The organism is Mucilaginibacter sp., assembly GCF_041663085.1.
In the GTDB taxonomy this organism is placed as follows: Bacteria; Bacteroidota; Bacteroidia; order Sphingobacteriales; family Sphingobacteriaceae; genus Mucilaginibacter.
The window spans coordinates 1-24106 of sequence record NZ_JBAZRC010000016.1; the positions used below are offsets into that span (position 1 = coordinate 1).

The following is a 24106-nucleotide window of genomic DNA, read 5'->3' on the forward strand; positions in this document are numbered from 1 at the left end:
AAAGGTATCAAGTTTGTTGGCGAAGTATTGAGAAGAAAAGCAGGTAAATCAGCATCTAAAAAATAATCGTCATGAAATTATCAAGAAGAGACAGGATTAAAAAAGGCATCAGAAAACGCCTTTCAGGTTCAACAGCACGCCCTCGTCTATCTGTATTCAGAAGCAACAAAGGCATCTATGCACAAATCATTGACGATGTAACAGGAAAAACTATTGTATCTGCTTCATCATTATCAAAAGATTTCGTAGCAAGCGGTACAACAAAGTCAGATCAATCGGTAGCTGTAGGTAAATTAGTAGCTGAAAAAGCTATTGCCGCAGGTATTAAAGATGTTGTTTTTGACAGGAATGGTTACCTGTATCATGGCCGTGTTAAATCACTGGCTGAAGGTGCACGTGAAGGTGGTTTAAACTTTTAATCGAAAACGGAAATGTCAACAATCAACATAAAAAGAGTAAAAACCAGCGAGATCGAATTAAAAGATCGCCTGGTGAGCATACAACGTGTAGCCAAAGTAACCAAAGGTGGCCGTACATTCAGCTTTTCTGCCATTGTGGTAGTAGGTGATGAGAACGGTGTTGTAGGTTACGGTTTGGGTAAAGCAAAAGAGGTTACCGAAGCAATTGCAAAAGGTATTGATGATGCTAAAAAGAACTTGGTTAAAGTTCCGATTATCAACAACACTATCCCGCATGAGCAAATTGGTAAATTCTCTGGTGGTTTTGTATTCTTAAAACCAGCTGCAAACGGTACCGGTGTAATAGCTGGTGGTGCGATGCGTGCGGTATTAGAAAGTGCCGGTATACACAATGTATTGGCAAAATCAAAAGGATCATCAAACCCGCACAACGTGGTTAAAGCAACCGTATCTGCATTATCACAATTACGTGATGCGGTTACTGTAGCGCAACAACGCGGTATTAGTTTAGGTAAAGTATTTAACGGATAATCAGTCATGTCGAAAATTAAAATAACACAGATCAAAAGCGTTATCGACAGAAGCGAGCGCCAAAAGAAAACCGTTGAGGCCTTAGGCCTTAAGAAAATTAACCACAGCGTGGAAGTTGAAGCCACTGCGGCTATTATAGGTATGGTTAGAAAAGTTAACCACCTGGTAGCAGTAGAAAATATTTAATATCATGAATTTAAGTAATCTCAAACCTGCAGAAGGTTCTACTAAAAATAGAAAAAGAATTGGCCGTGGTACAGGTTCTGGCCGTGGCGGTACATCAACCCGTGGCCATAAAGGTGCCGGTTCACGTTCAGGTACATCTACCAAGGTAGGTTTTGAAGGTGGCCAGATGCCATTACAACGCCGTGTGCCTAAGGTTGGTTTTAAAAACCCTAACCGTGTTGAATATACAGGTGTAAACCTTGATGTGTTGCAACAACTGGTTGAGAAATATTCACTGGCAACAGTTGATTTCGATATCTTGAAAGAGCACGGTTTAGCGTCTCGTAACGATTTGGTAAAAATCCTTGGTCGTGGCGAATTAAAAGCTAAATTAGAGGTTAAAGCACACGCATTTACTGCTACTGCACAAAAAGCTATTGAAGCAGCTGGCGGAACTATTGTAAAGTTATAATTTCGATGAAGAAATTTTTCACCACATTATCCAATATCTGGAAAATTGAAGATCTAAGAGTGCGTATTACAAACACACTCTTATTTCTTTTGATATATCGTGTTGGTTCGTTTATTGTTTTGCCGGGTGTAAACGCGGCATCACTTAATAGTACCCAAAACAAAGAAGGCCTTGTAGGGCTGTTAAACATGTTTGCCGGAGGTTCGTTCTCACGTTCGTCTATTTTGGCATTAGGTGTTATGCCTTACATTTCTGCTTCAATTGTGGTGCAGCTGTTGGGTATTGCGGTACCTTACTTCATTAAACTGCAAAAAGAGGGCGAAAGCGGCCGTAACAAAATAAACCAGTGGACACGTTACCTAACTATAGGTATCACAGCGCTACAGGCTATTGGCTATTTAAAATCGCAGGTTACGGCTGATGCTATGCTTATTCCAAACCCATACTTTACAATACTAAATGTTTGCGTATTAACCGCGGGCACCTTATTTGTAATGTGGCTTGGCGAGAAGATCACTGATAAAGGTATCGGTAACGGTATCTCACTGATCATTATGGTGGGTATCATTGCTCAATTGCCACAGGCGTTTATTGTAGAGTTCCAGTCTCGTACAGGTGGTGCAGGTGGTTTAATTACCTTCATTGTTGAGATTGTTGCACTGCTTGGTGTGGTAATGTTTACCATATTGATAGTGCAGGGAACACGTAAAATTGCTGTACAATACGCAAAACGTATTGTGGGTAACAAACAATATGGTGGTGTGCGCCAGTATATACCTTTAAAGGTAAATGCTGCGGGTGTAATGCCAATTATATTTGCGCAGGCATTAATGTTTATACCGGCAACAGTTTCGCAGTTTTTCCCTAATGCAACCTCAAACGGTGTGTTAATAGCATTATCAAACCCTAACTCTTGGCAGCATAACTTAACGTTTGGTATATTAATTATACTATTCACTTACTTTTATACAGCTATTACAGTTAATCCTAACCAGATGGCTGATGATATGAAAAAGAACGGTGGCTTTATACCGGGTATTAAACCAGGTAAAAGCACAGCTGATTTTATTGACGGAGTAATCTCTAAAATAACTTTGCCGGGTTCTATTTTCTTAGCTATTGTTGCTATCATCCCGGCCCTGGCCAGTTTGGTAGGTGTAAGCAGCTTGTTTGCAAGATTTTTTGGTGGAACATCATTGATCATCCTAGTGGGTGTAGTTTTAGATACTTTACAGCAGATAGAGAGCCATTTGTTAATGCGTCATTACGACGGGTTGATGAAAACAGGCAGGATAAAAGGCCGTGCAAGTATCCCTACAGCATCGGGTGCTACCCCGCCAGTTATCTAATTAATACATGTCAAAGATCAATTATAAGTCTGTCGAGGAGATAGAACTCATAAGAGAAAGTTCTTTACTTGTTTCTAAAACACACGCGGAAGTAGCAAAAATTATTGCCCCGGGTGTTACTACAATGGAATTGAATAAACTTGCCGAAACCTTTATCCGTGACAACGGAGGGGTTCCGGCATTTTTAAACTATAATGGCTTCCCTTATTCATTGTGCATATCGCTTAATGACCAGGTGGTGCACGGTTTCCCAGGCAAACATGTTTTAGTTGAAGGCGACCTGGTATCGGTTGATTGCGGTGTGATCCTTAACAAATACTTTGGCGACTCGGCATTTACTTATGCTATTGGCGAAGTAGATGAAACCACCAAAACCCTAATGCGCGTTACCAGGGAATGTTTAGACCTTGGTGTTGCGAAAGCAGTAGTAGGTATGCGCATTGGCGATATCGGCTACGCAGTTCAGGAACATGCCGAGAAGCATGGCTTTGGTGTTGTTAAGGAACTGGTTGGCCACGGTGTGGGGATTCGCTTACATGAAAAACCAGAAGTACCAAACTACGGTAAACGTGGATCGGGCATTAAGTTAGAGGAAGGAATGGTAATTGCCATTGAACCTATGATAAATGCAGGCAGGGCAGGTGTTAAGTTTTGGGATGATGGATGGACAGTATCAACGGTTGATAAAAAACCATCAGCACATTATGAGCATACAGTAGCTGTTGGTAAGGGAAAACCAGACATTTTATCGACGTTTGAATACATTGATAAAGTTTTAGAAGAAAAGAATAATAATTAAATAATTTTTATTAATTTTGCATCCCGCTTTCAGGGCGGATAATTAAGTAATAATCAGTAAAATATGGCAAAACAATCCTCGATTGAGCAAGACGGTACAATTCGCGAAGCATTATCAAATGCTATGTTTAGAGTTGAACTTGAAAACGGCCACGAGATTATTGCACACATATCCGGCAAAATGCGTATGCACTATATCAAAATTTTACCTGGCGACAGAGTGAAACTGGAAATGAGCCCATACGATTTAACAAAAGGAAGAATAACCTACAGATATAAATAATAAACGAGATGAAAGTTAGAGCATCCATTAAAAAACGCAGTGTTGATTGCAAGATCATTCGCCGCAACGGGAAACTTTACGTGATAAACAAAAAGAACCCGAAGTTTAAACAACGTCAGGGATAATTAAAGAATTTGTAATAACCCGTACAACGGTGGCCCGCCGTTCGGTATTACGTAAAACAAAAAACAAATATGGCAAGGATTTCCGGTATTGATTTACCAAAAAATAAAAGAGGCGAGATAGGCTTAACCTACATTTACGGTATAGGCCGTACAACCGCTCAAAACATTTTAACTGAAGCAGGTATTGACTTTAATACTAAAGTTCAGGATTGGTCAGATGATCAGTTAACTGCTATTCGTACCATCATCAACGATAAAATTAAAGTTGAAGGTTCACTGCGTTCAGAAGTTCAGCTTAACATCAAACGTTTAATGGATATTGGTTGCTACCGTGGTACCCGTCACCGTAAAGGTTTACCTCTACGTGGCCAGCGCACCAAAAACAACTCACGTACCCGTAAAGGAAAACGTAAAACAGTTGCTAACAAAAAGAAAGCTACTAAATAGTAAGTGATTAGTGGTTAAGGGTAAAGACAAGTTCGATACCCTGTAACCATTAGGAATATATTTAAAAAGAACAGTGATACAAGTCCGGGTTATTCGGTAACCAAGTAATTTGTATACAATAAACAAGAAAATGGCTAAATCTAAAAAAGTTACCAAAAAGCGTATTGTAGTAGTTGAGTCAATCGGCGAAGCACACATCAACGCAACTTTTAACAACATCATTATCACCCTTACCAACAAAAACGGACAGGCTATATCATGGTCTTCTGCAGGTAAAATGGGTTTTAAAGGTTCTAAAAAGAACACCCCTTATGCTGCCGGTCAGGCTGCTGCCGATTGCGGTAAAGTTGCTTACGACTTAGGCTTACGTAAGGTAGAGGTGTTTGTTAAAGGCCCGGGTTCAGGCCGCGAGTCTGCTATCCGTACCCTGCAAACAACAGGTATCGAGGTAACTACTATAAAGGACATCACCCCGCTTCCGCACAACGGTTGCCGTCCATCAAAACGTAGAAGAGTTTAATTCACTAATTTTTTAAAGCTAAGATTCGGCAGCTGCGGGCTGTTTGATACTTTAAAACACACAAACAATGGCAAGATATACAGGCCCCAAATCAAAAATTGCGCGTAGGTTCCGCGAGCCGATCTTCGGTCCGGACAAAGCGTTAGAGAGAAAAAACTACGGACCAGGTATGCATGGTGCTTCTAAAAGAAGAGGAAAGCAATCTGAGTACGCAGTACAGTTAATGGAAAAACAAAAAGTTAAATACACTTACGGTGTGTTAGAGCGTCAGTTCGAAAACTTATTCCATACTGCTTCTGCTAAAGAAGGTATCACCGGTGAGAATTTGTTAAAATTCTTAGAAGCACGTTTAGATAATGCAGTTTACCGTTTAGGTATTGCTCCTACACGTTCTGGTGCACGCCAGTTAGTAGGCCACAAACACATTACTGTTAACGGTAGCGTTGTAAACATCGCTTCATACCAACTTAAAGCTGGTGACGTTATTGCAGTACGCGAAAAATCAAAATCACTTGAAAGCATCACTACATCAGTAGCTGGCCGTAAAGTAAATAAATATAGCTGGTTAGAATGGAACGCTGATGAATTATCAGGTAAGTTCTTAAACTATCCAAACCGCGACGAGATCCCTGAGAATATCAAAGAGAACTTAATCGTCGAGTTATACTCAAAATAATAACGATAATTATCCGCGGGATGGTTGGCATACTATGTCAATCATTTTCGTGGTTAAAATCTATTCAAATTAGTTAACAATAAATAAAAGATATAAATGGCAATTTTAGCATTTCAAAAACCAGACAAGGTTATCATGCAGAAATCAAATGATTTTGATGGCACGTTTGAGTTTCGTCCGTTAGAACCAGGCTTCGGTGTAACCATTGGTAATGCTCTGCGTCGTATCTTACTTTCTTCATTAGAAGGTTTTGCTATTACATCGGTTCGTTTTTCGGGTGTGATGCATGAGTTTTCGACCATCAAAGGTGTGGTTGAAGATGTAACCGAGATCATCCTTAACTTAAAACAAGTTCGTTTTAAAAAGATAGGTGAATCGGGCGATAATGAGAAAATATTTGTGATCATTAACGGCCAGGATGCTTTTAAAGCAGGCGATATTACCAAGTTTTCAAACAACTTTGAAGTATTAAACCCTGAGTTGGTTATCTGTAACATGGATTCATCAGTAACGCTTGAAGTTGAGCTTACTGTTGCTAAAGGCCGTGGTTACATCAGCAACGAGGAAAACAAAAATCCTGATGCTAACGTAGGTGTGATAGCTATCGATTCTATCTTTACGCCTATCAAAAATGTAAAATACACTTTAGAAAACTATCGTGTTGAGCAAAAAACAGATTACGAAAAACTGATCCTTGATATTTCTACAGATGGTTCAATTCATCCTGAGGATGCTTTGAAACAAGCTGCGAAAATTCTTATCCAGCACTTCATGCTGTTCTCTGACGAGAACATGATGCTTGAAGCACAGGCTAAAGAAGAAACTAAAGAAGTTGATGAGGAAATCTTACACATGCGTAAGATCCTTAAAACTGAATTGGTTGATCTTGACCTGTCAGTGCGCGCACTTAACTGCTTAAAAGCTGCAGATATCCGCAGCCTTGCAGACCTGGTTTCTTACGATGTTGCTGATATGTTAAAATTCAGGAACTTTGGTAAAAAATCATTAACTGAAATTCAGGACCTGGTTAAATCAAAAGGCTTATCTTTTGGTATGAACCTGTCTAAATTTAAGTTAGACGAAGAATAATTTTATGATTAGAGGTTAGCGATGTATAGCATCACTAACCTCTTTTTATTTAAATAGAACTTTGGTTGAAGATGATACATACGGTGACGAATCTTTGACCGCTAATTAATAAGTCACTAAATATCGCGTAATTCCGCGGGCTTGATTTATAAGTCGCCCAACGGTATGCACGTGCCACAACACAAAAACAAATGAGACACGGAAAAAAAGTTAACCACTTAGGTCGTACAGACAGCCACCGCAAAGCGATGTTGGCTAACATGGCTTCTTCGCTTATTCAACACAAGCGTATTACAACAACATTAGCAAAAGCAAAAGCTTTACGCGGTTATGTTGAGCCACTTTTAACTAAATCAAAAAACGATACTACGCACTCACGCCGTACCGTATTTAGCTATTTACAAGACAAAGACACTGTGAACATCCTGTTCCGTGAAGTTGCTGAGAAAATTGCTAACCGCCCGGGTGGTTACACTCGTATCGTTAAGTTAGAGAACCGTTTAGGCGATAACGCTGAAATGGCTATCATCGAGTTAGTTGATTACAACACTGTTTACGGTAAAGATGTTGCTGCTAAAGCTGAGAAAAAATCAACACGTCGCCGTGGTGGTTCTACAAAAGCAAAAGCTGAAACTGCTGCGCCTGTAGCAAAAGAAACTGCTGCACCTGTTGTAGCTGAAGAAACTGTAGCTGAGGCTCCGGTTGCTGAAGCAGCACCTGCTGTAGAAGAAACTCCTGCAACTGAAGCTCCTGCAGCTGATGATAAGGAAAAAAACGCTGAAAAAGGTGAGTAATTAATTGCTCCCTTAAGCATACTAAAGCCCTGGTTATTTAACCGGGGCTTTTTTGTTTTATATCGGCGTAAACTCCGCAAACATATTACCTGTTTCGCCCAGTGTATTTAGCGGCACATAGGTACAAACCGCATCAAACTCGGCCCACATTTGGTGCACCACCTTATTTTGATGCGCCTGTTGAATAGCCTCTGCCGATAGCCATTCAAATATTTCTATAACAGTGCCATTACTGGTTTCTAATAGCACCGGCTGCCTGTCGGTTACCAGGCCTTCCTGCTTTAAACGCGGTACATGTGTACGGGTCAGCGCTTTTAATTCTGCTGCTTTGCCGGGTTTGGGCTGATAAGCTACAATTACAATACGTCCCATAACTATCGTTTTTAATATTAATTATCAAATTATAAAACCCCCACTTACTTACAGGGTTAAGATAAGTATAATAACTAAACATAAAATGGCAAACGTAGCAGACCAAATGGTAGAGATGTTGGTGAACGCGGGCATCAAAAGGATATATGCCGTAACCGGCGACAGCTTAAACGAGGTAAATGATGCCGTACGGCGCGAAGGCAGCATACAATGGGTACACGTACGGCATGAAGAAGCGGGTGCCTATGCAGCAGGTGCAGAGGCCCAGATAACCGGTAACCTTGCCTGTTGCGCGGGCAGCAGCGGCCCGGGCCACGTGCACCTGATAAATGGTTTGTATGATGCTCACCGATCTGGTGCGCCTGTTATTGCCATAGCATCAACCATTGCCAGTTTTGAGTATGGTACCGAATACTTCCAGGAAACCAACACCATTAAATTATTTGATGATTGCAGTTATTACAACCAGGTGGCTACAACACCTAAACAATTCCCGAGGATGCTGCAGGCAGGCATACAGGCTGCGTTGCATCGTAAGGGTGTATCAGTAATTGGTGTGCCCGGCGACCTCACCAGTATGGATGCGGAGGATATCACTACATCTACCCAAAACTTTGACCCGGTTGCTGTAATAAGGCCATCTGATGACGATTTGGTTAAACTGGCAGCACTGCTTAATCAGCATAAAAAGATAACGCTGTTTTGCGGGATAGGTGCCGCTGATGCGCATGATGAAGTGGTTGCATTATCGCAGAAACTTAATGCGCCGGTTGCTTACTCATTCCGCTCTAAAATGGATATACAGTACGGTAACCCCAATGAAGTTGGCATGACGGGCTTGTTAGGCCTGCCATCGGCCTACCATAGCATGCATGAGAGCGACCTGCTGGTTTTACTGGGAACGGATTTTCCCTATACGCCTTTTATGCCTACCGATTGTAAAATTGTACAGATAGATATCAAGCCAGAGCGCATTGGCCGCCGCGCCAAAGTGGATGTGGGTTTAAGCGGATCTGTAAAAGATACCCTTACCGAATTACTGCCGCAGATTGAGCAGCACGATGACGACAGCTTTTTGCAGGCACAGCTAAAGTTTTATGCCCATGTTAAGGATAACATGAAAACGTATGTAAAAGATACCGGCAAAAAAGAGAATATCCACCCCGAGTATATTGCCAGCCTGATTGATGAACTGGCTACGGATGATGCTATTTTTACGGTAGATACGGGTATGTCGTGCGTTTGGGGCTCGCGCTATATTAATGCTACAGGTAAGCGTAAAATGATAGGCTCTTTTAACCACGGATCAATGGCTAATGCTATGCCGCAGGCTATTGGCGCTGCTTTGGCTTGCCCCGGCAGGCAGGTGGTGGCTTTATGTGGCGATGGCGGCCTGTCCATGCTATTGGGCGATCTGGCGACGATAACCCAATACAACCTGCCGATAAAGATCATCGTATTCAACAATCGCTCTTTAGGGATGGTGAAGCTGGAAATGGAAGTAGCCGGCCTGCCCAACTGGCAAACCGATATGCATAACCCCGATTTTGCCATGGTTGCCAAAGCAATGGGTATAAAAGGCATCACCATAAAAGATCCGGATGAAGCAAAACAAGGATTAATTGAAGGATTGATATATAAAGGCCCGGCATTAATAAATATATTTACAGACCCTAACGCTTTAGCCATGCCACCAAAAATTGAATTGGGGCAGATGAAGGGGATGGCTTTATCCATGACCAAACTTATGCTTAACAGGCGTATGGATGAGGTTGTAGATACTATAAAAGCCAACTATAAACATTTAAAAGACCTGATATAATATAAATGAATATACACAGACGGCATATTTTGCTGTTGGTACTGTCTGTAATTACACTGGGCTTTATAGTACTTTCCATCATCGTGGCTATATACCCAACGCTGGCTATCGACCTTAAATTTTCTGAAGACATACAGGAGCATCAGAACAAATTTATTGATACGGTAATGTATCTGGTAAGTACGCCGGGTTACATGCCCGAGTCGGTGATATTGATAACGGTAACCAGCCTGCTGTTTTTTCTGTTTAAATATAAAAAAGCCGCAGTTTTTGTATTGCTAACCGGCCTTTCGGGGTTGGTAAGTACTATAGTAAAAGCCCTTGTTAACCGGCCAAGGCCTTCAAAAGATTTGGTACGCATTGTTTTTGAAACTACGCAGCAAAGCTTCCCCAGCGGGCATGTGATGTTTTATGTGGTGTTTTTTGGTTTTTTGATACTGCTGATGGTTCAGTTAGAGAAAATCTCTAAAGCCTTTAAATATATCGTCATCGTAATTAGTTTCTTATTTATTTTCACCATACCATTCTCGCGCATATACCTGGGGGCGCATTGGTTTACCGATGTGCTGGGGGGCTTTTTATTAGGGTTGCTTTCGCTTTACCTGCTATCATGGTTATACCTTCGTAAGCGTGCTGGTAAAGAAGAAGCACCGGTTGCCGAAACAGAATAAGTTTTTTGAAAATAATTTTCTGTAATTTCAGGTCATAAAACCCTGAACATTACAATCATGACCACAAGCTTATCCACCAAACAGCGGGTGCAATCTATTGATATATTACGCGGCATCATTATGCTGATTATGGCGATTGACCATACACGCGAGTATTTCCATATAGGTGCCGTTACAAGCGACCCAACAAATCTTGCTACAACTACGCCGGTGCTGTTCTTTACCCGTTGGATAACCCACTTTTGCGCGCCTGCATTCGTTTTTTTAAGCGGCCTCTCGGCATACCTGGCCGGCACGCGCCGAACAAAAGGCGGGTTAAGCGGTTTTTTGATAAAACGAGGGTTATGGCTGGTGTTTGTAGAGGTTGCCCTTATTACATTAGCCTTATCCCTTAATCCGCTTTATAACGCCATAGCTTTGCAGGTAATATGGGCTATAGGTGTAAGTATGATATTGCTTGGCTTACTGGTGCGGTTACCAGCACGCGTAATAGGATTAATAGGAATATTAATAATTGTGGGCCATGATCTGCTTAATAACATAAAGCTACCGCCAAACGGCACCGAAGATGTGTTAATGAAACTGTTCTTCACCGCCAGGGGAACCCTTTTCTTTTTAGATAAAACCCATGTAGTATTTGCGCTTTACGCGGTTATACCATGGACGGGTGTAATGTTACTGGGTTATGCTTTTGGTGGTTTATACCAGGCTAAATACAAGCCTACAGACAGAAAGGTACTATTGATATATGCATCATTGTTGCTATTCCTGGTATTTATGGCATTGCGCCTGGTTAACGCTTATGGCGACCCTGCGCCATGGTCGGCACAAAAAAACGGGCTGTTTACTTTTATGTCGTTTTTGAATGTTAGCAAGTACCCGCCTTCACTAATGTATACGTGCCTTACTTTATCAGCGGCCTTATTAGTATTGGCATTAACAGAAAAATCGGCAGGGAAACTGGCGGAGTTTTTCAAGGTATATGGCAGCGTGCCTTTCTTTTATTACGTGTGCCATTTTTATTTGATCCGCATCTTAACCGTAATTGTTTTCTTTTTGCAGGCATTTAAGCCCTCGCAGATCATCACGCCAAACAGCCCTTTTTTGTTTGCGCCGCCGGGGTTTGGGTTTAGCATAGGCATAGTTTATTTAATATGGCTGGCTATTATCCTGTCACTTTATTACCCATGCAAGTGGTTCTCTAATTATAAGAAAACCCACAAACAATGGTGGCTTAGCTATTTGTAGCCATTAAGCTTTAATGTATTGCTGAATAATCTGCTGTAACTGGTTAGCTTGCATTACGCCGCTTTGTCGCCATTTGCTTTGCCCGTTTTGGAAAACCATTAGCGTGGGCACGCTTTGTACACGGTAAGCGCTGGCAGCCGCGGGGTTTTTGTCTATATCTATTTTGATGATGGTAACCTTATCACCAAGCGCGTCTTTCACTTGTTTTAAAATAGGGGGCATCATTTTACACGGCCCGCACCACTCTGCTGAAAAATCGACCAACACGGGTTTGTCTGATGCTATAATCTCCTGGAAGTTTGCCATTGGTTTATCTCCTTTTAGTTATAACGGTAAATGTGCAAATACGTTTTATGATATATAAAAAGATTCTTTTGCAAAGAGCAAGCGCTATTTGCATCCTGTAGGGATGCCTGGTTGGTAGCTATTGAATAATTTATTTTTTGTGCCGTAGGTACAATTGATATCAAGCGTACCTATGGCACGCAATCCACTTCTATGTATGTTCTCTCTCCACCAGTTGTCCCATCGGGACAACTGGTGGAGAGGCCTTGTATCCATTGCCGTAGACTTTTTCGCCGCTGTTGGTGTTGTCACCAACAGCATTTAGGACAGGTATCGAATAAGGTTTGGATGCATGGCGGCTTGTTGGTGACAACACCAACAAGGGCGGAAACTTTAATGTGTTGGCCGGCGCGATTCCCTCCCAACGGGAGGGTGCAGGGAGGGGTTTTTGCGACATGTGCTATGTATAACCCCTCCCTACCAATACACAGGCCACCGCACCCCTCTCCAAGGAGGGAATTTAAGCTGCTCAAACCTTAATGCAATATCTTCTTCCGCTCAGGCTGCAATATATTGCTGTCCTGCAGCCAATCGGCAAGGCGTTGCGGCCAGTTATTGATAGATATGAGCTTACGGTTGGCGCCCATATTAAAAGCATGGTCGCCTTTGGCATATAGATGCATCTCTACCGGTACCTTTGCTTCGCGATAGCGCTGTAAAAGCTGGATGATAGGCAACGAGCAGCAAGCATCATCGTTAGCGGCCACTAAAAAAGCAGGCGGCGCATCTGCCGGGATAGTTTCGGGCACAAAACCCGGTCCCGGATAAACCTGCACAATAAAGTTGGGTTTAGCGCTGGCGCGGTCTACCGGGTCGGCGGCTTTTGGGTCACCTTTCCAGCCGCTAAAAGCAACCATATCCACCACTTCGCCACCGGCCGAAAACCCCATCATGCCAATGCGGTTGGTATCTAAACTAAATTCGGCAGCGCGGCTGCGCACCAAACGCATGGCGCGGTAAGCATCCTGTTTGGGATGTATATCCACCTTATACGGCGATAACATATCCCTGCCTAACCGGTATTTTAGTATAAAAACGGTTACGCCTAAACTGTTATAAAATTTAGCGGGTGCCACACCTTCGGCATTATAAACCAGTAAACGGTGCCCACCACCGGGGCAAATTACCACAGCCGCGCCATTTGCCTTATCGGCAGGGGGCAGGTAAACCGTTAAAGATGGGTTATGGATGTTTTTTACCCAATAATCTTTAGCCTGTTCAGGCTCGTTTCGGCGGTTCTCAAAACCCGGTGCGCCCTTTGCCCATAGCGGTATAACTGTTTGGGCCTGCGCTGCACAGTTGCACAGCATCAGCATACATAAAATATTGTAAAACGATACCGGCTTTTTCATGTAAGTAAATTTACATATTTATGCGAATAAAGAGTCAAGAGTAAAGAATCAAGAAAAAGCTAACAATTGAATAAATTCCGGCAGCATAGCAATGTTTAAGCAAACCAAGGATAATCAAGTAGTTTTCTTCTCTTTTTTCTTGATTCCTGACTCTAAATGTCCTGACTCTCCGTTCTCATAAAACGTTTCCACCATTCCGAATTATAAGGACCGTTCACTTCGGTAGGTTTACCGGGCTCGGGCATAAATAGTTTGATGTTTTTTTCCTTTGCAAAGTTAACCAACCTTTCGCCGGGCTCATACCAGGCGTGCGGGGCAAGGCTGAATGTGGCCCAATGTAGCGGCATCATCACATCTCCTTTAAGTGCCAGGTGCGCGTTTGTGGCATGATCAGGACCCATGTGTATATCCGGCCAGTATTTGCCATAGGCGCCGATCTCCAGCATAGTCAGGTCGAAAGGCCCAAAGGCTTCACCTATCTCTGCAAAACCCGGGAACCAGCCCGAATCGGCACCAAAAAAGATATTATGCTGCGGGCCTTTTATCACAAAAGACGCCCAGAGTGTTTCGTTACGATTGATAATGCCCCTGCCCGAGAAATGTCTGGAAGGTGTAGCAGTGATATTGCAATTGCCTATCATTACACTATCGCCCCAGTCAACCTCATTGGTATAGTTTTTTAGTATGCCCCAATCCTCCAGGTATTTGCAAACCCCCATAGGAGTGATAAAAGGAATGGGCTTACCCGCGAAAAACTTAATTGTGGCCTTATCCAGGTGGTCATAATGATCGTGCGATACGATAACCGCATCCAGTGGGGGCAGGTCTTCCAATGCTATAGGCGGCTGGAAAAACCTTTTAGGGCCAAACGCCTGCGAAAATGAAACCCTTTGGCTCCAAACCGGATCTGTTAAAATACGGATACCATCAATCTCTATCAGCAGGCTGCTATGCCCAACCCAGGTAATGCGTAAACCGCTTGCAGGCGGCGTTTTGTAAATGGATGTGTCTGTTTTAAACGGGCCTAAAGGTATTTTAGGGACATTCTCAGCTTTGTTATCCATGTATTCCCTCAGGATAGGGATCATTTTGCCAAAACCGGCATCTTCAGTAGGTATAGGGTTTAAAAATTTGCGTCCTTTTTTTTGTGCTCCGGCTAAACTCATGAACAATTATAAAACTTTGTATCTAAATATATTATAATAACGGCAAAGCTTGCTTAAATATGATCAAAACAGGCTTTATTTATTAAAAAAGCTGATAGCAGCATTGCAAAAGGCTAAAAGCTGTGCAGGCAGTTCCGGTAGTTCATATGGTTGAGTTGCGTTAAATGTATGGTCGGCACCGGGGATAACTAAAAACTCAGCTCCGGGTTGCGCGGCATGCAACTGTTCGGCATGGCTTAGCGGTACACTGGTATCGGCATCGCCATGGATAATTAGCCATGGTTGTTTTATTGCAGCCGCTTTAAGCGGGATGTCTAAACGGGCAACGTTATCATCCAGATCTTTTAACAACGATGATTTATAGGGCATATTTTGGCCTGTGCGCGAGTTTTTCATGTACATTACCCCTTGTAAGCGCCATTGCTGCTCGGCCTGTTTTGGCCAAAGGTTATGAAAGCTTGATATGGCCGCCATAGTAACCAGTTTGGTAATGCGCTTATCTTCGGCAGTTTTGATGATGCCGATGCCGCCGCCCATGCTATGCCCAATAAGGTAAACGCTGTTTACCCGGGGGATGGCCGACCCGCCGCAGGCAAAATCAATAACCGATTTAAGGTCTTCCAGTTCGATGGTGAAAGTGTTATCGCTAAATGCTATCAGGTCGGCAAATTCTGTAGGGTTATCTGCCGTAGTACCGTTATGCGAAAAGTTGAATTTAAGGAAGCGGAAACCATTTTCTGCAAAATATCTGGCAACCAGGTTATGTGCGCCCCAATCTTTAAACCCCCTGATGCCATGGGCGAATATCACCAGCGGCGCATAAGGATGTAAAGTATCGTAGGTGATATCGGCTGTCATGCCCCGGCCTTTTGCCCCGGGGATGGTATAATGCTGCTTAACTATCATAGGCCGAAAATTACGGCTTTTGATGCGAAAAGCAGTAAGTATTTTCCGTCTTCTAAATCAGTCTCGGTTGTGGGCTATAATCAGACCAGAATAAATATAAAAGCGTGGGCCAGTGCGATTCCCTCCCCACGGGAGGGTGTAGGGAGGGGTTTATACGCTTGTCTCACGCAAAACCCTTCCCTGCCACTACACAGACTCTGCTACCGCAAGCGTCCCGCTTGTGGCCGCATGCCTGGTAAACGCATTGCATCATGTTATGCAAAGCGTAGCTTTGTTCATTACCGTTCTAAATCCACAAGCGGGACGCTTGCGGTAGCGAAAGGGATTCCCTCCCCACGGGAGGGTGTAGGGAGGGGTTTATACGCTTGTCTCACGAAAAACCCCTCCCTGCCACTACACAGACCATCGCACCCCTCCCAAGGGAGGGAATTAATAGTAATAATCTATCATGTACCTTTAACCAACGTAGCAGCTATTACTCGCAAACAACTGCCGGTACCGCCTCTTGTTCTATGCGTTCATTAGCTTCTTCTTTACTTGCCTTTTGTGTTTTGGTAACGATAAAGCTTAGTCCGTATGCTAATAACAATAAGGGTGTTGACATCCAGATTATTTCATGAATGCCATACCTTGCTATAACAAAGCCACCCAGGAAGGCCCCCAGTGAGATGCCGATATTATAACATGAGGTTAGCAGGCTATTTACAAATTCTAAGGCATTATGTGGTACACTTTGGGTGGTGCGTATGTTAGGTACTAAAAACCCGCCGGTATGTATCATCCCCCAAAAAGAAACAATGAGGATCATGGGTATAAAAATGCCTCCAAAATAATACGCCAATAATTGAACTCCTATCAAGAGCATAAAAAACACCCGACTGGCCAGCATTACATTTTTACCCAGGGCAATACCCATTAGCCAATTACCGGCTATGCCCATGCCGCCAAACAAAAGCAGCATAATGCTGATCTGAGCACCATTCATGTGCGATATTTTTTCGAGGTAAGCAGCCAGGTAGCTATAGCTTGAAAACATAGCGGCGAGTGTAAGAACTGTTGAAACCAGATTAAGCCATAGCTTCGGGTCCTTTAATACATAAAGCTGGCTTTCTGCAGTTTTCTCTTTATTACCCGGCATAGATGGCACGAAAAGTAGTAAACCCAAAAAGGCAACCGAGCTTATTAGACTTGTAAGGAAAAAGGATGCCTGCCAGTTGTGGAAAAAATCGGCAGCGTATGTGGTTAGCGGTACACCCAATACCGTGGCGATGCTAAGCCCCGTCATTACCACAGAAACGGCTTTGGCACCACCCTGTTTAAATGCTACGGCCAAAGAGATATTCCAGAATAAAGGGTGGAAGAATGCCGGTAATATCCTGGCTATCATCAGCACCGTAAAGTTTGGCGAAAAAGCCGATAGCAGGTTTGATAGTATAAATACACCCAATACCAGGCACAGCAAAAACTTGCGGTTTATTTTGGTGGTAAGGGCGGTTATAAACGGAGAGGATATGGCAACGGTGAGTGCAAAAGCGCTTAACAGCCAACCCGCTGTATCAATAGATACCCGGAATTCGCGGCTAATGGTGGGTAAAATACCAATTACGCCAAACTCGGTAGTGATGATGCCGAAAGCGCCGAGGGCAAGTATGTAAATTGATCTTTTCATGTGATTGTAATATTCAAATATTTAAATGTTTCGATGTGTTTAAGCAGAGATTTGTGTGATTGTTAAAAAGAGATCCTAATCTTTTAGGTCGTTCAAACAGGCGATATACTCGTTGAGTATCTGTTGATTCAGTACGTATTTAAGGTTGCGGCCTTCTTTTTTGGGTAAAAGCAGTTCGGCATCAACCAGTTGTTTTAGGTGATGCGAAACTGAAGGCTGGGTAAGATCAAGCAGATCATTCACCTCGGCACAGTAAAGGCAGTCCTTCTTTTTTTTAAACTCCTGTAAAATAGCTATCCGGCTGGTATCGCTCAGTGCACGGGATATTTTCTCTATTTTTTTGTTGTCCATTATTTAGGGCCGATCAATTTTAGTGTCTGATCAACCAACGATACAAAGGTAAAAGTTATTATTGATATATAGAAATGTATCTATATATCTTATTAAAAATAATATCGTAGCTGACGGATTAAAAAATTACTTCTTTTTCAGTGATATCACTTGCTTTCACAACTAAGGTATTTGCCCAAAGGTCGCCCAATCTTTGATGTTTGGCTGTTTTTGAAACACAAATTAATGCCGGAATGCCATACATGAAAATGTCTATAGGGTCTAATAACCGCCTTTTAAAAATGGCTGAGAATGATGGTTTGGCTGCCTCGTCTGTTACAACTTTTAGCTTAACTATATCATGCCCGGGCGTGGCGTGTGCCGATTCTAATACCACAAAATATAGGAACCAAATAATTACGATAGGTAACACCATCAAACCTGTTACAGTTGCCTCACCCGGCTCGGGGTTTTCGTCAAAAATATATAGGTAAACTCCGTAAAAAAGAAAATAGATACCGTAATCTATCAGTGTAGCTATGATCCGTAATTTAAGATGTGGTTTAGGGGAAATTGTATAAAACTTCATCAATAACAATTATACATGCAATGTATGAATTGTTATTAAATTTTCTTCCCGTTAAAAGTAATACCGTATAAATCGGTACGCCTGTCTTTTAAATTTTGAACGCTGCCGTATTCATGCAATTCGCCCAGGGTTGATAGGTCAACATCTGCGATTACGATCATCTCGCTGTTTGGCGTAGCTTCGGACTGGATGCCGTTTGTAGGGAACCCAAAATCAGAGGGCGTAAATACCGCCGATTGCGCGTAAGAGATATCCATGTTATTTACGTTTGGCAGGTTACCTACGCAACCGGCAATAGCTACGTAGCACTCGTTTTCAACCGCGCGGGCCTGGGCGCAAAACTTAACCCGGTTGTAGCCATTCTGCGTATCGGTAAGGAAAGGTACAAACAAGATCTGCATATCCTGACCTGCCAATATGCGCCCCAGTTCCGGAAACTCTACATCATAACATATCAGGATGCCTATGCGGCCGGCATCGGTCTCAAAAACCTTCAGGTCGTTGCCGCCGCGCATCCCCCATGAGTTGATCTCGGATGGGGTAGGGTGCAATTTTACGCTTTCTTCCATACTGCCGTTACGCCTGAACAGGTAGGACACATTGTAAAGTGAATCATCCTTTATCACAGGCATACTGCCCGATATAATATTTACATTGTATGATACGGCCAGTTTGGTAAACGCTTCGGTGATGGGTTCGGTAAATTTGGCCAGTTCGCGCATGGCTTTGGCGGCATCCATGTGGTTATATTCGGCCATCAGCGGGGTGTTAAACAGCTCGGGGAACAATATAAAATCCGACTGGTAATCGCTCACGGCATCCACAAAGTATTCGGCATGCTTCATTAACTCGCTGATGTTGTTGTATGGCCGCATTTGCCATTGTACCAACCCGATCCGCACTACTGTTTTTTGGTTTATTACGGTGCTTATTTCTTCGTAATAAACGTTGTTCCATTCTATCAGCGTAGCAAAACCTTTTGAGCGGGCGTCCTCAGGCAGGTAATTACGTAGTATTTTACGTACGTGGAAATCATTTGAGAGTTGAAACGAAAGCGTAGGGTCAAAGATCTCTTTATACTTTACCTTATCAATGTACTGCCTGGGCGTAAGGTCGTTTTGGAATTTTTGATAGTTGGGGATGCGGCCGCCGGCTATAATGCTTTTCAGGTTCAGTTTTTCGCAAAGGGCTTTACGGGCGTCGTATAAACGGCGGGCCAGGCGCAACCCCCTGTACTTTGGATGTATAAATACCTCAATGCCGTATAAAACATCACCTTTATCGGTATGTGTTTTAAAGCTACCATCGCCGGTAATTTGTTTGTAGGTATGGTTATCGCCATACTTGCTATAATCAACAATAATGGATAGTGCGCACCCAACAACTTCGCCATTTACGGTAACGCAAACCTGCCCATCGGGGAAAAGTTTAATCAGCTTCCTGATAGATGCGGCGTCCCAATGGTCGTCATCCATATCCAGGTAGGCCGATTTCATTGATTTTTTTAGTTCCTGGTAATCCTGTACTTCCAGGGTACGTAGTTCGATACTTTGCAGATCCATTTTTCTGTAACCCTGTTTTAAGCGGAATGTTTGCTTAGTACATAGTAGTTAGTATCAAGTATCAAGATTTATTAGGATAACAACGTCTAACTACTATATACTTGCTGCTAAAAGCTATTTCCTATGCCACCACGCCCAAAGTATCAACACCGGCTGTAACATTAACCTTATCCATGCAATAGTGGGGGTAACCAACAAGTCGCCCAGCTTTAAAGGCGCATCCATAAGCATGGTGATATGCACAGGTAAGAAAGCAATAAGCATTAATATAATGCCGTATGAAGCAACCTTGCGTGTTTTTGGCCGTATCAACAATAGCGCTAATAAGATCTCGAATAAACCGGCCAGTATATTTAGTAAAACCGGGTAAGGTAGGTAGGAGGGGATAATGCGATAATAGCCTTGTGGATGGATAAAATGATTGGCCCCGGCAAGCAGGTACCCGATCACCAAAATAGCGAGGCTGATGTTTTTTAAAATTCGCATTTTTAATTGTTCAATCGATTGATTAATAAAGAATATTGTAAAAATATGGCTTTTTATTGAAGAAAACGCATTATTTATAATCATTCTAAATCCGTCTGTTTGACATATCCTTGACATTGCATCCTTATTGGTATGTTACTTTTGTTGGGTCAAAATAGAAACTGCTTTGAAGTATTTAAAAGTTATTGCTTTTACACATAAACAGATCGAACTGAAGGAATTGGGTAAACTGGTATTATGCCAGGAAAACATTACCGAAAAACTTCATGCAGCTAAAGGGCATTTCGGTATTGACGAAATTTTTTATCTGTCAACCTGTAACCGGGTTGAATTTGTACTATCTACCCAGCATAAGGTTGACAGGGAATTTGCAGAAGCTTTTTTAACCGAGATGCAAATGGGCCTTTGCACCCATTCTACACAAACTTTTTTGGATGCCGCTTCTATTTATGAAGGGCAGGAAGCACTTAACCATTTGCTGCGTACATCATGCTCGTTAGAAAGCCTGATAGTTGGCGAGAAAGAAATTTTAGCGCAACTGCGTAAAGCTTACGACGATTGCCGCGAGGCGGGCCTTACCGCCGATAAATTGCGCCTGGTTATGGAGTGTGTTGTAAAAGGGGCCAAAGAAGTTTACACCCATACCAATATTTCAAAAAATCCAATTTCGGTAGTGTCATTGGCATACCGTAAATTAAAGGACCTGAAACTTTGCTCAAACGCCCGTGTGCTTATTATTGGCGCCGGCGAAACTAACCGCAATATTTCAAAATACCTGCAAAAGCATAAGTTCTCAAACTTCTCGGTATTTAACCGTACGCTTTCAAAAGCACAACAATTGGCCGATGATCTGGGTGGCGAAGCTTTTGAGCTGCATGAACTAAAGAACTTTAAAGGCGGTTTTGATGCCATTATCACCTGTACATCAGCAGTTGAGCCGATCATTACTACTGAAATTTATAGCTCGCTGTTAAACGGGGAGACTGGTAAGAAAACAATTGTTGATCTTGCTATCCCTAACGATACCGCCCCAGAGGTATTAGAGCAGTTTGATGTTAATTTTATTGAGGTACACAGCCTTAACGAGATCGCAAAAAAGAACCTGCAGGAACGCTACCAGGAGCTTGTACATGCTGAAGCCATTATAGAGCAAAATATTGCCGAGTTTTTAGTGATGCTGAAACAACGCAGAATTGAACTGGCTATGCGCCAGGTACCTGAAAAGATCAAAGAGATCCGCAATAACGCGGTAAATACCGTTTTTGCCGATGAGGTACAAAGCCTTGATAAAGAATCGCGAGAGATACTGGAGAAGGTGATCAACTACATGGAAAAAAAATATATCAGTGTTCCCATGATCATGGCGAAGGATATATTGATCAATAATTAAGCTTCTTTCTATCGCTGTCGCGAGTTTAGCGCAGCGTAACTCGTGATACAGCATTAGGTAAGCTTTCAGCTTACCACACTAAATTACCAACAAAATATCAATTAAGCCTTTCCCACCTGCATAATCGCGTGCGCTACTATACAGGTAATGTTCCGGTTCATCAACCCATCCTGCGGTTACAGGATTATTATGAATGTAATCCAATTTCTGGTCGATAACACTATTACTCCATAATTCACTAGGATGATTCCCTTGTTGCCAAAATTGATAGGTTTCGTTGTTTGAGTTCTGCTTGCCTTCGCGTTCAAAGAACCACAATAGCCAATCGCGCCTGCTTTCTTGCGCATTCTCGCTGATTGCTTTTAGCAGCATTTTAGAAGTGTGCCTTTTTATATCTCTCAAAATATCCTGCATGGGTTGGCCGTTAGTGCCAATTATCAAATGAACATGGTTGCTCATGATCACCCATGCATATAAATCAAGGCCTTTGTTTTGAATACAATATTTAAGGCTATCCACCACTATGTCCTTATATTCCCTTCGTGTAAAAACGTCAATCCATCTAACTACAGAAAACGTTACAAAGTACGGTCGCTCTTGATCACGAAATTTATAACCTCTGCTCATGCCGTTAAATTAATAATTTGGCGGTAAAGCTGAAAGCTTTAGCCATGCCGTGTCACGAGTTACGCTGCGCTAAACTCGCGACAGCACCCTTTGAAAACTCACTGCTACCGCGAGTTTAGCGCAGCGTAACTCGTGGTAAGCATAAGGTAAGCTTTCAGCTTACCAAACAATAATAGTCAGCCTACTTTCATATCCTTAATTAATACTATATTACTGTGCATAAAAATTTAAATTTGTGCTGTAAAAATTTATCCCCTTGGACAGAACAGTAATAATAGGAACGCGTGGCAGCGAATTAGCTTTATGGCAGGCAAACTTTGTAAAGGATAGCCTTGCCGCAATTAACATTACCGCCGAACTTAAAATTATAAAAACACAGGGCGACCGTATCCTGAACCTCAGTTTTGATAAACTGGAAGGTAAGGGCTTTTTTACCAAAGAATTGGAAGAAGAATTATTGGCAGGTACTATAGATCTGGCTGTGCATTCGCACAAGGACCTGCCAACAGAAAACCCTCCGGGACTCATCATCGCAGCAGTTTCAGAACGGGAAGATCCGGCTGAACTGTTGCTGATCTTGAAAGACTGTGTTGATGTACGCCAAAAGCTATCTGTAAAATATGGTGGCATGGTGGGTACATCATCAAACAGGCGCAAGGCACAACTGCTTGCCGTGCGCCCCGACCTGGAAATAGATGAACTGCGCGGCAACGTACCAACCCGCATAGGCAAACTGCGCGACGAAAAGTATGATGCCATTATGCTGGCCAAAGCCGGTGTTACCCGTTTAGGTATCGACCTGAGCGAATTTCATGTAGAGGAATTAACCGCTACCGAATTTATCCCTGCTCCGGCACAAGGCGCACTGGCTATTCAGATCCGCGAGAGTAATACTGAATTATTTGAGATATTACAGGCTTTGCACCACCCTCATGTAGCCGAAGAGCTTTCGTTAGAGCGCGGTGTGCTAAAAATGTTTGGCGGTGGCTGCAACCTGCCCCTTGGTGTTTATTGCCGCAGGGATGATGGTAAATTCCAGGTGTTTACCTCAAAGGCCGAAGATGGCGAAGGTTTCCCGGACAGGTATTTTATTGAAAGTGATACCCTTGATGGTGTTGCCGATAAAATAGTGGCCCGTTTTGCAAAAGACAGGAAGTTCCCAAACAAGGTGTTTATCTCCCGCGATATTTCGGAGACCAGTTATTTCCGCAAAGCGTTAGAGAAACATAAGATAGAGATAGAGGCCCGTTCGCTTATCCGTACGGTGCCTGTTATTACCAAGTTCGATTCTTACATTTTAAGGAATATTGATTGGATATTCTTCACCAGCAAAAATGCTGTAGAGTACTTTTTTAAATTATTACCCCAGTTCCCTAAAAAAGTAAAATTTGGGGTAATGGGTGCAGGCAGCGAAGATATGCTGCGCCGCAACGGTCACTTTGCCGATTTTGTTGGCGAGAGCAACGATACGGCCGATGTAGCTGCCGATTTTGCCGCACTGGCAAACGGCAGTGCAATATTATTCCCGGGTGCAGATAACCCAATGAGGAGCATACAACAAGGCTTATCTGCCGAAACAAAAATAATTGACCTGCCCGTTTACGAAACTGTGCTGGAAGAAGAAGTAGAGCCAACAGGTGCCGATGTGGTAGTATTTACCAGTCCAAGCAATGTAGAGGCTTACTTTGCCGATAACCTGCTTGAACCCGGACAAAAGGTAATAGCCATCGGTAAATCGACCGGTAAAAAGTTTGATGAAATGGGTGTAAAATACACCCTGCCTTTCTCTCCCGACGAAGTTGGGCTGGCAGAGGCAGTGTTTGGGATATAGATGTTCATTTGCTCATTGGTTTATTATATTAAACTATACCACCAATGAACTAATGAACCGGTGAACTAATGA

At 42.7% G+C, this 24106-nt stretch carries 29 protein-coding genes; 18 read left to right on the forward strand and 11 right to left on the reverse strand.

Annotation, left to right across the window (positions count from 1 at the left end):
- Positions 1-65 precede the first annotated feature (65 nt).
- From rplR to rplQ, 13 genes are all read left to right on the forward strand, one after another.
- Positions 66-419, forward strand: a complete 354-nt coding sequence (gene rplR / locus WC615_RS05660) for a 50S ribosomal protein L18 (protein ID WP_372977203.1) — start codon at positions 66-68, stop codon at positions 417-419.
- Positions 420-431: 12 nt separating this feature from the next.
- Entirely contained in the window at positions 432-950 is a 519-nt protein-coding gene (rpsE, locus tag WC615_RS05665) for a 30S ribosomal protein S5 (protein WP_067059737.1), read from the forward strand.
- A 6-nt stretch (positions 951-956) separates the two neighbouring features.
- Positions 957-1136 (forward strand): 50S ribosomal protein L30, encoded by a 180-nt coding sequence (gene rpmD / locus WC615_RS05670; RefSeq protein WP_067059736.1) that lies wholly within the window; start codon positions 957-959, stop codon positions 1134-1136.
- Positions 1137-1140: 4 nt separating this feature from the next.
- On the forward strand, positions 1141-1587 hold the full coding sequence (gene rplO / locus WC615_RS05675) for a 50S ribosomal protein L15 (RefSeq protein WP_067059735.1): 447 nt from the start codon (positions 1141-1143) through the stop codon (positions 1585-1587).
- Positions 1588-1592: 5 nt separating this feature from the next.
- A complete protein-coding gene (gene secY / locus WC615_RS05680) occupies positions 1593-2936 on the forward strand; it encodes a preprotein translocase subunit SecY (RefSeq protein ID WP_191175909.1) in 1344 nt (447 codons plus the stop codon).
- A gap of 7 nt (positions 2937-2943) precedes the next feature.
- Positions 2944-3735: a type I methionyl aminopeptidase gene (gene map, locus WC615_RS05685; protein WP_191175910.1), complete on the forward strand. Its 792-nt coding sequence runs from the start codon at positions 2944-2946 to the stop codon at positions 3733-3735.
- A gap of 63 nt (positions 3736-3798) precedes the next feature.
- Entirely contained in the window at positions 3799-4017 is a 219-nt protein-coding gene (infA, locus tag WC615_RS05690; protein ID WP_022833270.1) for a translation initiation factor IF-1, read from the forward strand.
- 8 nt (positions 4018-4025) lie between these two features.
- On the forward strand, positions 4026-4142 hold the full coding sequence (rpmJ, locus tag WC615_RS05695; protein WP_082855993.1) for a 50S ribosomal protein L36: 117 nt from the start codon (positions 4026-4028) through the stop codon (positions 4140-4142).
- A gap of 69 nt (positions 4143-4211) precedes the next feature.
- Positions 4212-4589: a 30S ribosomal protein S13 gene (gene rpsM, locus WC615_RS05700; RefSeq protein WP_372977159.1), complete on the forward strand. Its 378-nt coding sequence runs from the start codon at positions 4212-4214 to the stop codon at positions 4587-4589.
- A gap of 130 nt (positions 4590-4719) precedes the next feature.
- Positions 4720-5109, forward strand: a complete 390-nt coding sequence (gene rpsK / locus WC615_RS05705) for a 30S ribosomal protein S11 (protein ID WP_372977160.1) — start codon at positions 4720-4722, stop codon at positions 5107-5109.
- 67 nt (positions 5110-5176) lie between these two features.
- Positions 5177-5785, forward strand: coding sequence for a 30S ribosomal protein S4 (gene rpsD / locus WC615_RS05710; protein WP_121245928.1), 609 nt, complete (start codon positions 5177-5179; stop codon positions 5783-5785).
- A gap of 96 nt (positions 5786-5881) precedes the next feature.
- Entirely contained in the window at positions 5882-6874 is a 993-nt protein-coding gene (locus WC615_RS05715) for a DNA-directed RNA polymerase subunit alpha (protein ID WP_067059729.1), read from the forward strand.
- 191 nt (positions 6875-7065) lie between these two features.
- Complete coding sequence (gene rplQ, locus WC615_RS05720) at positions 7066-7668, forward strand: 50S ribosomal protein L17 (RefSeq protein ID WP_372977161.1); 603 nt, start codon at positions 7066-7068, stop codon at positions 7666-7668.
- A 57-nt stretch (positions 7669-7725) separates the two neighbouring features.
- Here rplQ and WC615_RS05725 read toward each other — a convergent pair whose 3' ends face one another.
- Complete coding sequence (locus tag WC615_RS05725) at positions 7726-8040, reverse strand: hypothetical protein (RefSeq protein WP_372977162.1); 315 nt, start codon at positions 8038-8040, stop codon at positions 7726-7728.
- 85 nt (positions 8041-8125) lie between these two features.
- Here WC615_RS05725 and WC615_RS05730 point away from each other — a divergent pair, with 85 nt between their 5' ends.
- Genes WC615_RS05730 through WC615_RS05740 form a run of 3 tightly spaced genes read left to right on the forward strand, consistent with a single transcriptional unit; the run spans position 8126 to position 11781 of the window.
- Entirely contained in the window at positions 8126-9862 is a 1737-nt protein-coding gene (locus tag WC615_RS05730) for a thiamine pyrophosphate-dependent enzyme (RefSeq protein WP_372977163.1), read from the forward strand.
- A gap of 5 nt (positions 9863-9867) precedes the next feature.
- Positions 9868-10533 (forward strand): phosphatase PAP2 family protein, encoded by a 666-nt coding sequence (locus WC615_RS05735; RefSeq protein ID WP_372977164.1) that lies wholly within the window; start codon positions 9868-9870, stop codon positions 10531-10533.
- Positions 10534-10590: 57 nt separating this feature from the next.
- Positions 10591-11781, forward strand: coding sequence for a DUF1624 domain-containing protein (locus WC615_RS05740; protein WP_372977165.1), 1191 nt, complete (start codon positions 10591-10593; stop codon positions 11779-11781).
- A gap of 3 nt (positions 11782-11784) precedes the next feature.
- Here WC615_RS05740 and trxA read toward each other — a convergent pair whose 3' ends face one another.
- From trxA to WC615_RS05785, 9 genes are all read right to left on the reverse strand, one after another.
- Positions 11785-12087: a thioredoxin gene (trxA, locus tag WC615_RS05745; protein WP_372977166.1), complete on the reverse strand. Its 303-nt coding sequence runs from the start codon at positions 12085-12087 to the stop codon at positions 11785-11787.
- A 515-nt stretch (positions 12088-12602) separates the two neighbouring features.
- Positions 12603-13478 carry an alpha/beta hydrolase gene (locus tag WC615_RS05750; protein WP_372977167.1) on the reverse strand — a complete coding sequence of 292 codons (876 nt, stop codon included), beginning with the start codon at positions 13476-13478 and terminating at the stop codon, positions 12603-12605.
- Between the two features lie 152 nt (positions 13479-13630).
- Positions 13631-14644 (reverse strand): MBL fold metallo-hydrolase, encoded by a 1014-nt coding sequence (locus WC615_RS05755; protein WP_372977168.1) that lies wholly within the window; start codon positions 14642-14644, stop codon positions 13631-13633.
- 75 nt (positions 14645-14719) lie between these two features.
- Positions 14720-15550: an alpha/beta hydrolase gene (locus WC615_RS05760; protein WP_372977169.1), complete on the reverse strand. Its 831-nt coding sequence runs from the start codon at positions 15548-15550 to the stop codon at positions 14720-14722.
- A gap of 475 nt (positions 15551-16025) precedes the next feature.
- Positions 16026-17219, reverse strand: coding sequence for an MFS transporter (locus tag WC615_RS05765; RefSeq protein ID WP_372977170.1), 1194 nt, complete (start codon positions 17217-17219; stop codon positions 16026-16028).
- 75 nt (positions 17220-17294) lie between these two features.
- Positions 17295-17570 (reverse strand): ArsR/SmtB family transcription factor, encoded by a 276-nt coding sequence (locus tag WC615_RS05770; protein WP_372977171.1) that lies wholly within the window; start codon positions 17568-17570, stop codon positions 17295-17297.
- 118 nt (positions 17571-17688) lie between these two features.
- Positions 17689-18138 (reverse strand): RDD family protein, encoded by a 450-nt coding sequence (locus WC615_RS05775; protein WP_372977172.1) that lies wholly within the window; start codon positions 18136-18138, stop codon positions 17689-17691.
- A gap of 35 nt (positions 18139-18173) precedes the next feature.
- Positions 18174-19700 (reverse strand): GNAT family N-acetyltransferase, encoded by a 1527-nt coding sequence (locus WC615_RS05780; protein ID WP_372977173.1) that lies wholly within the window; start codon positions 19698-19700, stop codon positions 18174-18176.
- Positions 19701-19814: 114 nt separating this feature from the next.
- On the reverse strand, positions 19815-20186 hold the full coding sequence (locus tag WC615_RS05785; RefSeq protein WP_372977174.1) for a MauE/DoxX family redox-associated membrane protein: 372 nt from the start codon (positions 20184-20186) through the stop codon (positions 19815-19817).
- A 166-nt stretch (positions 20187-20352) separates the two neighbouring features.
- Between WC615_RS05785 and hemA the strand changes: the two genes are divergently transcribed.
- The gene (gene hemA, locus WC615_RS05790; RefSeq protein ID WP_372977175.1) at positions 20353-21576 is read left to right on the forward strand and encodes a glutamyl-tRNA reductase; all 1224 of its coding nucleotides are present in this window, start codon (positions 20353-20355) and stop codon (positions 21574-21576) included.
- A gap of 78 nt (positions 21577-21654) precedes the next feature.
- Here the strand turns inward: hemA and WC615_RS05795 are convergent, their stop codons facing one another.
- Positions 21655-22203 carry a transposase gene (locus tag WC615_RS05795; protein WP_372977176.1) on the reverse strand — a complete coding sequence of 183 codons (549 nt, stop codon included), beginning with the start codon at positions 22201-22203 and terminating at the stop codon, positions 21655-21657.
- Between the two features lie 256 nt (positions 22204-22459).
- Here WC615_RS05795 and hemC point away from each other — a divergent pair, with 256 nt between their 5' ends.
- Positions 22460-24034 carry a hydroxymethylbilane synthase gene (hemC, locus tag WC615_RS05800; protein WP_372977177.1) on the forward strand — a complete coding sequence of 525 codons (1575 nt, stop codon included), beginning with the start codon at positions 22460-22462 and terminating at the stop codon, positions 24032-24034.
- The last annotated feature ends 72 nt before the right edge of the window (positions 24035-24106 follow it).

Bases quoted from the DNA above. Each gene is read 5' to 3' on its own strand.
- rpsE (WP_067059737.1), top strand. From the start codon at position 432: ATGTCAACAATCAACATAAAAAGAGTAAAAACCAGCGAGATCGAATTA.
- rpmD (WP_067059736.1), top strand. From the start codon at position 957: ATGTCGAAAATTAAAATAACACAGATCAAAAGCGTTATCGACAGAAGC.
- rplO (WP_067059735.1), top strand. From the start codon at position 1,141: ATGAATTTAAGTAATCTCAAACCTGCAGAAGGTTCTACTAAAAATAGA.
- secY (WP_191175909.1), top strand. From the start codon at position 1,593: ATGAAGAAATTTTTCACCACATTATCCAATATCTGGAAAATTGAAGAT.
- map (WP_191175910.1), top strand. From the start codon at position 2,944: ATGTCAAAGATCAATTATAAGTCTGTCGAGGAGATAGAACTCATAAGA.
- infA (WP_022833270.1), top strand. From the start codon at position 3,799: ATGGCAAAACAATCCTCGATTGAGCAAGACGGTACAATTCGCGAAGCA.
- rpmJ (WP_082855993.1), top strand. From the start codon at position 4,026: ATGAAAGTTAGAGCATCCATTAAAAAACGCAGTGTTGATTGCAAGATC.
- rpsM (WP_372977159.1), top strand. From the start codon at position 4,212: ATGGCAAGGATTTCCGGTATTGATTTACCAAAAAATAAAAGAGGCGAG.
- rpsK (WP_372977160.1), top strand. From the start codon at position 4,720: ATGGCTAAATCTAAAAAAGTTACCAAAAAGCGTATTGTAGTAGTTGAG.
- rpsD (WP_121245928.1), top strand. From the start codon at position 5,177: ATGGCAAGATATACAGGCCCCAAATCAAAAATTGCGCGTAGGTTCCGC.
- WC615_RS05715 (WP_067059729.1), top strand. From the start codon at position 5,882: ATGGCAATTTTAGCATTTCAAAAACCAGACAAGGTTATCATGCAGAAA.
- rplQ (WP_372977161.1), top strand. From the start codon at position 7,066: ATGAGACACGGAAAAAAAGTTAACCACTTAGGTCGTACAGACAGCCAC.
- WC615_RS05725 (WP_372977162.1), bottom strand. From the start codon at position 8,040: ATGGGACGTATTGTAATTGTAGCTTATCAGCCCAAACCCGGCAAAGCA.
- WC615_RS05730 (WP_372977163.1), top strand. From the start codon at position 8,126: ATGGCAAACGTAGCAGACCAAATGGTAGAGATGTTGGTGAACGCGGGC.
- WC615_RS05735 (WP_372977164.1), top strand. From the start codon at position 9,868: ATGAATATACACAGACGGCATATTTTGCTGTTGGTACTGTCTGTAATT.
- WC615_RS05740 (WP_372977165.1), top strand. From the start codon at position 10,591: ATGACCACAAGCTTATCCACCAAACAGCGGGTGCAATCTATTGATATA.
- trxA (WP_372977166.1), bottom strand. From the start codon at position 12,087: ATGGCAAACTTCCAGGAGATTATAGCATCAGACAAACCCGTGTTGGTC.
- WC615_RS05750 (WP_372977167.1), bottom strand. From the start codon at position 13,478: ATGAAAAAGCCGGTATCGTTTTACAATATTTTATGTATGCTGATGCTG.
- WC615_RS05755 (WP_372977168.1), bottom strand. From the start codon at position 14,644: ATGAGTTTAGCCGGAGCACAAAAAAAAGGACGCAAATTTTTAAACCCT.
- WC615_RS05760 (WP_372977169.1), bottom strand. From the start codon at position 15,550: ATGATAGTTAAGCAGCATTATACCATCCCCGGGGCAAAAGGCCGGGGC.
- WC615_RS05765 (WP_372977170.1), bottom strand. From the start codon at position 17,219: ATGAAAAGATCAATTTACATACTTGCCCTCGGCGCTTTCGGCATCATC.
- WC615_RS05770 (WP_372977171.1), bottom strand. From the start codon at position 17,570: ATGGACAACAAAAAAATAGAGAAAATATCCCGTGCACTGAGCGATACC.
- WC615_RS05775 (WP_372977172.1), bottom strand. From the start codon at position 18,138: ATGAAGTTTTATACAATTTCCCCTAAACCACATCTTAAATTACGGATC.
- WC615_RS05780 (WP_372977173.1), bottom strand. From the start codon at position 19,700: ATGGATCTGCAAAGTATCGAACTACGTACCCTGGAAGTACAGGATTAC.
- WC615_RS05785 (WP_372977174.1), bottom strand. From the start codon at position 20,186: ATGCGAATTTTAAAAAACATCAGCCTCGCTATTTTGGTGATCGGGTAC.
- WC615_RS05795 (WP_372977176.1), bottom strand. From the start codon at position 22,203: ATGAGCAGAGGTTATAAATTTCGTGATCAAGAGCGACCGTACTTTGTA.